This window comes from Streptomyces sp. NPDC027672 (genome assembly GCF_055566335.1).
In genome coordinates, this window is record NZ_JBVHSO010000005.1 from 561,464 (window position 1) to 567,473 (window position 6,010).

The 6,010-nt window shown below is 70.9% G+C and carries 6 protein-coding genes and 1 pseudogene; 5 read left to right on the top strand and 2 right to left on the bottom strand.

The window, feature by feature from the left end:
• Window positions 1-193 precede the first annotated feature (193 nt).
• Together ACZ4SV_RS15810 and ACZ4SV_RS15815 are read right to left on the bottom strand one after the other, a co-directional pair.
• On the bottom strand, window positions 194-436 hold the full coding sequence (locus ACZ4SV_RS15810) for a hypothetical protein (protein ID WP_468004766.1): 243 nt from the start codon (window positions 434-436) through the stop codon (window positions 194-196).
• A 70-nt stretch (window positions 437-506) separates the two neighbouring features.
• A pseudogene (locus ACZ4SV_RS15815) lies at window positions 507-984 on the bottom strand (NAD(P)H-dependent glycerol-3-phosphate dehydrogenase); the annotation flags it as partial.
• A 919-nt stretch (window positions 985-1,903) separates the two neighbouring features.
• Between ACZ4SV_RS15815 and ACZ4SV_RS15820 the strand changes: the two are divergent.
• The 5 genes from ACZ4SV_RS15820 to ACZ4SV_RS15840 form a co-directional block, all read left to right on the top strand.
• Window positions 1,904-3,652, top strand: coding sequence for a sensor histidine kinase (locus ACZ4SV_RS15820; RefSeq protein ID WP_468004768.1), 1,749 nt, complete (start codon window positions 1,904-1,906; stop codon window positions 3,650-3,652).
• Window positions 3,653-3,792: 140 nt separating this feature from the next.
• Entirely contained in the window at window positions 3,793-4,212 is a 420-nt protein-coding gene (locus ACZ4SV_RS15825) for a roadblock/LC7 domain-containing protein (RefSeq protein ID WP_359278587.1), read from the top strand.
• Window positions 4,209-4,565: a DUF742 domain-containing protein gene (locus tag ACZ4SV_RS15830; protein ID WP_468004771.1), complete on the top strand. Its 357-nt coding sequence runs from the start codon at window positions 4,209-4,211 to the stop codon at window positions 4,563-4,565. Before ACZ4SV_RS15825 ends, ACZ4SV_RS15830 begins: the two co-directional genes overlap by 4 nt.
• Window positions 4,546-5,163 carry a GTP-binding protein gene (locus tag ACZ4SV_RS15835; RefSeq protein WP_468004773.1) on the top strand — a complete coding sequence of 206 codons (618 nt, stop codon included), beginning with the start codon at window positions 4,546-4,548 and terminating at the stop codon, window positions 5,161-5,163. Before ACZ4SV_RS15830 ends, ACZ4SV_RS15835 begins: the two co-directional genes overlap by 20 nt.
• Window positions 5,160-6,010, top strand: an 851-nt coding sequence (locus ACZ4SV_RS15840; protein ID WP_468004775.1) for a cytochrome P450 family protein, incomplete at its 3' end; no start/stop codon positions are given. The genes ACZ4SV_RS15835 and ACZ4SV_RS15840, both read left to right, overlap by 4 nt.

Genomic DNA, 6,010 nt, shown 5'->3' on the forward strand with positions numbered 1-6,010 from the left:
CTGACCGCGCCTTCTCATCCCCCTCCGCCGACCGCGTTTGCGGCGATGATCTCGTCCACCACCCGCTGGGCCCGCTCCCGTTCCGCTCGGGCGGGCAGGTGTCCAGCACCATGGCGGCCAGGCGGACGCCTTCCGGCGTCGGCCGGCCGGCCAGCAGCCGCGCGGTGACGTCGATCGCCTGGTCCCACCACTCTCAGACCGTCTCGGCGTCCGCGGTGTCGGTGCTTGCGGCGGGCGGGTGGGCGGTCAGGTGGGAGGCGAGCAGCCGGTCGTGCAGGGGCGGGTCTGCGGCGGCGATCCGCGGCCACGCCAGCATCCGCTCGGCGAGAGGGACGTCGGCTGCGGCGAGGTGGAGGGCGGTACGGGCCAGGAGCGGGCCGAGGAAGGCGGATGCGTCCCGGAGGCTGACCTCGTCGAGGTCGACGTCGAAAGCCATGTGCCGGGCCGCCCGGCCGGATGCCGGGAGCCGGTCCGCGCGGAAAGGGGCGTTGTCAGTGGGTCCCGATGACTTGGGTGCCGAAGGTACGGTTGCGCGACAGCGGGGAGGAGCAGGTCGCCCAGGTCGCCCAGGTCGCCCAGGTCGCCCAGGCCGGCAAGCCCGGCGAGGGTGGCCGGGTGAGGGTGGCCGGGTGAGCGCCCATCGCGGTGGCCAGCCGGGTGGTCTCCGCCAGTCCCCGGGTGATGAGCATGGCCTGCGCGTTGTGGCCCGTGCCCATGCCGGAGGCGATGCCGACCGCGAGGGCGATGACGTTCTTCACCGCTCCACCGAGCTCGCAACCGGTCACGTCGGTGGAGGTGCAGGGCCGGAAGTGCGGGGGTGTGGCACGCGCGCTGGACGCGGTGGGCGGCGGCCTTGTCAGGGCAGGCGATGGTGGCGGCGGGCTGACCGGCCGTGATCTCGCGGGCCGGGTTCGGGCCGGACAGTACCGCGACGCGGTCGGCGGCGATGCCGGTCATCTCGGTGATGGCCTGGCTCGCCCGCCGCCCATGCTGCTCCCCCGCATCGACCTCGCCCGCGCGCTACCGCCCACCGGCGGACGCGAGGCGCCGTTCCGGCGCTCCGACGCCCTCCGCTCCCGCGTGCCACCGCACCGATGTCGCGATGCCCTCCCGCCCGTGCCGTGGTCCCGTCCGGGTCCCAACCGCGACCAACCGCCCCCGTGCTGAAGCAGGATGACTTCGCTGCGCCGTGCGCTCGCCGGGTCATCCCGCCAGATCCGGGCAGCGCTGATTGGTGACAGCAGCAAGAGTGGTCGGGGCTGTCACCGTCCAGCCCCCGCACTGAGCCATGGGCGGTGAGTCCCGCGAAGGCCGGATGTCGGTGTGCCGGTGGCGGCCGGGGCCAGGTAGCAGGGCGCATGATTCAAGAGCCGCACCCCGGCCCAGCCGTCGTCGGCAGAGCCGGGCGGGAGTGACGTTCCGCTGGACTGCCAGAGTGCTGCCCGGCGTGGCGGCGGATGTCGTCCACCGGCCACCCGGGGCCGAGCCGACCGTGGTGAGGGGCCGCTTCGCCCGGGACTGAGGTGATCTCTCCTGGCCGAACACTCGGCAGTCGACCGGTGATTGGCGTGATCTGTACGCTCCTGATTCTCACGACGCGGCGCACGGCGTGACACATCACAGAACAAGAGCGTGAATGTCCGCATTCGCCGCGCTCGCAGAACAGCCTCGTGAGACTGATCCCCAATACCATAAAAGCGTGTGGTAGTGATTGTTTTCCGACGAAGCGAATTCGTGGGGGAACGAACGCATCGCCCGGTCATCCGCGCTCCGGTCGGTGACTAGCATGAACGGTGATCCACAACCGGAAGGGTCGCCGTCCTTCGTTCGGCCGCCCTTCCCTGGCATCGGTGATGCTCAGTCGTCCACACAGCCCCGTATGCACGGACCGAGGGACCGCGGAATGTCTATGTCAGCTCGCCGCCGCCAGCGCCGAAGCGCAAAAGGGGCGGCGCCCGTCTCGCCGTTCGCGCCGCCCGCGATCCTGGCCGTCACCGCCGCGGGCGCCGCTACCGCGGCCGTCCTCGCTCCCGAGGACGGCCGGCGCTGGGTGTGGGGCGTGGTGGCCGTCGCCTGGATCTGCATCGCGGTGGTGGTCGGCCGGGCCTCGGTCCTGGTAGGCCGGGCTCACCGGCGCGCGGCCGCGCAGGGTAGCGAACTGGAACAGGCCAGGAGCGCGTTTCGGCATCAGGCTGCCGAAACGTCCCGGCTCGTCGACGTGATTCTGCCGGACGTCACCGAGCAGGTACGCAAGGGCACCGGCCTCGAAGAGGTGCTGTCGACGATCACCCTCCCTTCCGACCCGCACCTGCAACGGTTGCTGCGCGTCTACGGCACCGAGCTGTCCGCATCGATCGGACGCGCCCTCGCCGCGGAGTCCGGACTCGAAGCTGTGCGCGCCGGGCTGGAACGGGACACGGCCGAGCTGAGGCGCGTGACCGAGGAAACGCTCCCCGCCGCCATCGCCCTGCTGCGGGAGGGCAGTTCCGCCGATACGGTGCTCGCCAGGTTCGACTGGCCGCAAAACGTTCTGCTGCGGTCGTCGGCCGAACGCTTCGTCCGCGAACTGGCTTACAGCGAGCGGCGTTCCGCCGCCGCGCAGGCCGCGTCCGCCAAGGCCCTCAGCCGGGTCCAGGCCAAGACGGTCAGCATGCTCGCCGATCTGCGCGAGATGCAGGAACGGCATGGCGAGGAGGTCTTCGGCGACTTGCTGCGTCTGGACCACAGCACCTCGCAGCTCGGTCTGATGACCGACCGGCTCGCCCTGTTGATGGGCGGCCGCTCCAGCCGCGTGTGGAACAAGCCCATCGTCATGGAGAGCATCCTGCGGGGTGCCGTCGGCAGGATCGCCGCCTACCGGCGTGTGCGCCTCCACTCCTCCAGCAGGGCCGCGATCAGCGGCTTCGCGGCAGAGGGCGTCATGCACCTGCTGGCCGAACTCATGGACAACGCCGCCAACTTCTCCCCACCCGTCGACGAGGTCCACGTCTACGTGGAGGAACGCAGCGCGGGCCTCGTGGTCACCATCGAGGACAGCGGCCTGAAGATGTCCGACGCGGCGATGCGGCGGGCGGTGGAGTCCGTGTCCGGCCGCGTCACCGACCTCGCCTCGCTGCAAGGCACCCGGCTGGGGCTGAGCGTGGTGGGGCGACTCGCCGTCAAGTACGGCATCAGCGTCAGTTACCGGCCCTCCTCGCGTGGCGGCACGGGCGTCGTCGTCCTGATTCCGCCGCAACTGGTCGCCCAGCGGCACGAGCCTGTCCCGGCCGAGCGGCCGAGGCAGGCCGTACCAGCACTGCACTCGCCCGCGCACCCCGCCGACGAGCCGCGGCCCGTACGCCCGGCACCGGTCGGACCACCCCCGTCGCTGCCCCCGTCCCCGTCCCCGTCTACGTCTACGTCCACGACGAACGTGTCCGCCGGGCGTGGTGGGGCCACCGCCAACGGACTGCCCGTCCGGGCCCCGGGCCGCGCCATGGCCGAGGCGGAGCGCACCCGGCGCAAGTCGGCCACTCAGACGCCCGCCGACCCGCGTGAGTCCGGTCCCGCCCGCGACGCGGGGAGCCGGTTCGGGGCCTTCCACCGCGGTCGGCGGCGCGCCGGCGGCGCCTCGGCCGACGGGGACACGCACGGCTCCGCCCCCGACGCCTGAGGGCCGGGCCCCTTTCGTCGGCAGGCCGCAGCAGCCCATCACCCCGACACCGATTCGCCGCACTTTTCGCCGCACTTCGCTGGATTGGAGGCACGGGAGCGGCTGGTGACCTCACCGGTCGGCAGCCGACCCCACCCATCATGGAGACCACCGACAACAGCCTCACCTGGCTCCTGAAGAACCTGCTGGAGCGCACGCCCGGCACGCGCCACGCTCTCGTGCTCTCGCGCGACGGTCTGAAACTCTGCTGGACCGAACACATGACCGTCGACCAGGCCGACCAACTGGCGGCCATCTGTTCCGGCATGCAGGCGCTGTCCCAGGGCGCCTCCGTGGAGTTCGGCGACGGATCGGGCGGCGTTCGGCACTCGATGACCGCGTTCCACGGTGGCCTTCTGTTCATCGTGGAGGCGGGCGAGGGCGCGCACCTCGCGGTCGTCGCGCAGGAGAGCGCCGATCCCGGTGTCGTCGGCCACCAGATGACCGAAATGGTCGAACAGATCGGGGACCATCTGCGGGCCGAGCCCCGCAAGCCCGCCGACCGGGGTGCCCCGGCGTGATGCGCAAACCCGTGGATCTCGGCGCCCCGGACCGGCTGTACATGGTCACGGGAGGCCGGAGCGAAGCCGATTCGTCCCTCGACCTGGTGACACTGATCGTCACCGAGTGCGAGCCCTCCACCGGCATGCAGTCGGAGCACGTCCGCATTCTCGAGCTGTGCCGGCATCCCACCGCGGTGGTGGAGATCGCGGCCGAGCTGAAACTCCCCATCACCGTGGTGCGCATCCTGCTCGGCGACCTGTGCGCCCTGGGCAAGGTCAGCGCCCGTCACCCGCGCGCGGCCGCGTCCGTCGCGGGCCTTCCAGAAACCGCCCTGCTCCAGGAGGTGCTCCATGGGCTCCACAACCTCTGAGCTGCCCTCCCAGCGCACACCGCTGACCGCCGCGGCCGAGACCGGTCTGAAGATCGTCGTCGTGGGCGGCTTCGGGGTCGGCAAGACCACCCTCGTGCGCTCGGTCAGCGAGATCCGGCCCCTGAACACCGAAGAGGTCATGACCCAGGCGGGACAGGGCGTCGACGAGACGACCGGGGTGGAGCGCAAGACCACCACGACCGTCGCCTTCGACTTCGGCCGCATCAGCCTCAACGACCGCATGGTGCTCTACCTCTTCGGCGCACCCGGCCAGGAGCGCTTCTGGTTCCTCTGGGACCGCCTGTTCGCCGGGACCCTCGGTGCGGTCGTCCTGGTCGACACCCGTCGCATGGAGGACTGCTGGTATGCCATAGACCGGCTCGAGCACCACGGCACACCATTCGTGGTGGCGGTCAACCGCTTCGACGGCGACGAGAAGCGGTTCTCCCTCAACGAGATCCGTCAGGCACTCGCCTTGGGCGAGCACGTACCCATGATCGAGTGCGACGCCCGCGTCAGGGCGTCGGGCAAGGAGGTCCTCATCGCTCTGGTGGACCACCTGTACACACGTGCACTGGCCAAGGAGAGCACACCGTGAGCGACACCACCGGCTTCCTGTCCACGGACGCCCCTCCGCCGGGCTGCCCCGCGCACGGCTCCGCCGTGCACCTGGCCGGGCTGGAGTACCAGCAGACGCCTTCGCAGTTGTACCGCGCCCTGCGCAGGGAGCACGGAGCGGTCGCGCCGGTGTTGCTCGACGGCGGCATCCCGGCCTGGCTGGTGCTCGGTTACCCCGAGGTCAGCTATGTGACGGCCCATGACGAACTGTTCGCGCGGGACTCCCGCCGCTGGAACCAGTGGGAGCACATCCCGCCCGACTGGCCGTTGCTGCCGTACGTCGGCTACCAGCCGTCGGTGCTCTTCACCGAGGGCGCCGAGCACCAGCGCCGGGCGGGCGTGATCACCCAGGCGCTGGAAGGGGTGGACCAGTTCGAGCTGGCCCGCGAGTGTCAGCTGATCGCGGCGCGGCTGATCTCCTCCTTCTCCGGCAGTGGCCGGGCGGAACTGATGAGCATGTACGCGCACGCGCTGCCCGCCCGTGGCGTGCTGTGGATGTGCGGGATGCCGGCGGGGGACACGGACACCGAGCGCCTCGTCGACGACCTGCGCATCTCCCTGGACGCCGGCGAGGGCGACGACCCGGTGGCCGCGTACACGCGCGTCGGTGAGCGCATCATGCGGCTGGTGAAGGAGAAGCGGGAGCGTCCCGGCCCGGACGTCACCTCGCGCATGCTGGTCCACTCTGCCGGGCTGAGTGACGTGGAGGTTGTGCAGGATTTGATCTCCGTCATTGCTGCCGCGCAGCAGCCGACCGGGAACTGGATCTGTAACACGTTGCGTCTGTTGCTGACGGACGAGCGTTTCGCGGTTAATGTCGCCGGTGG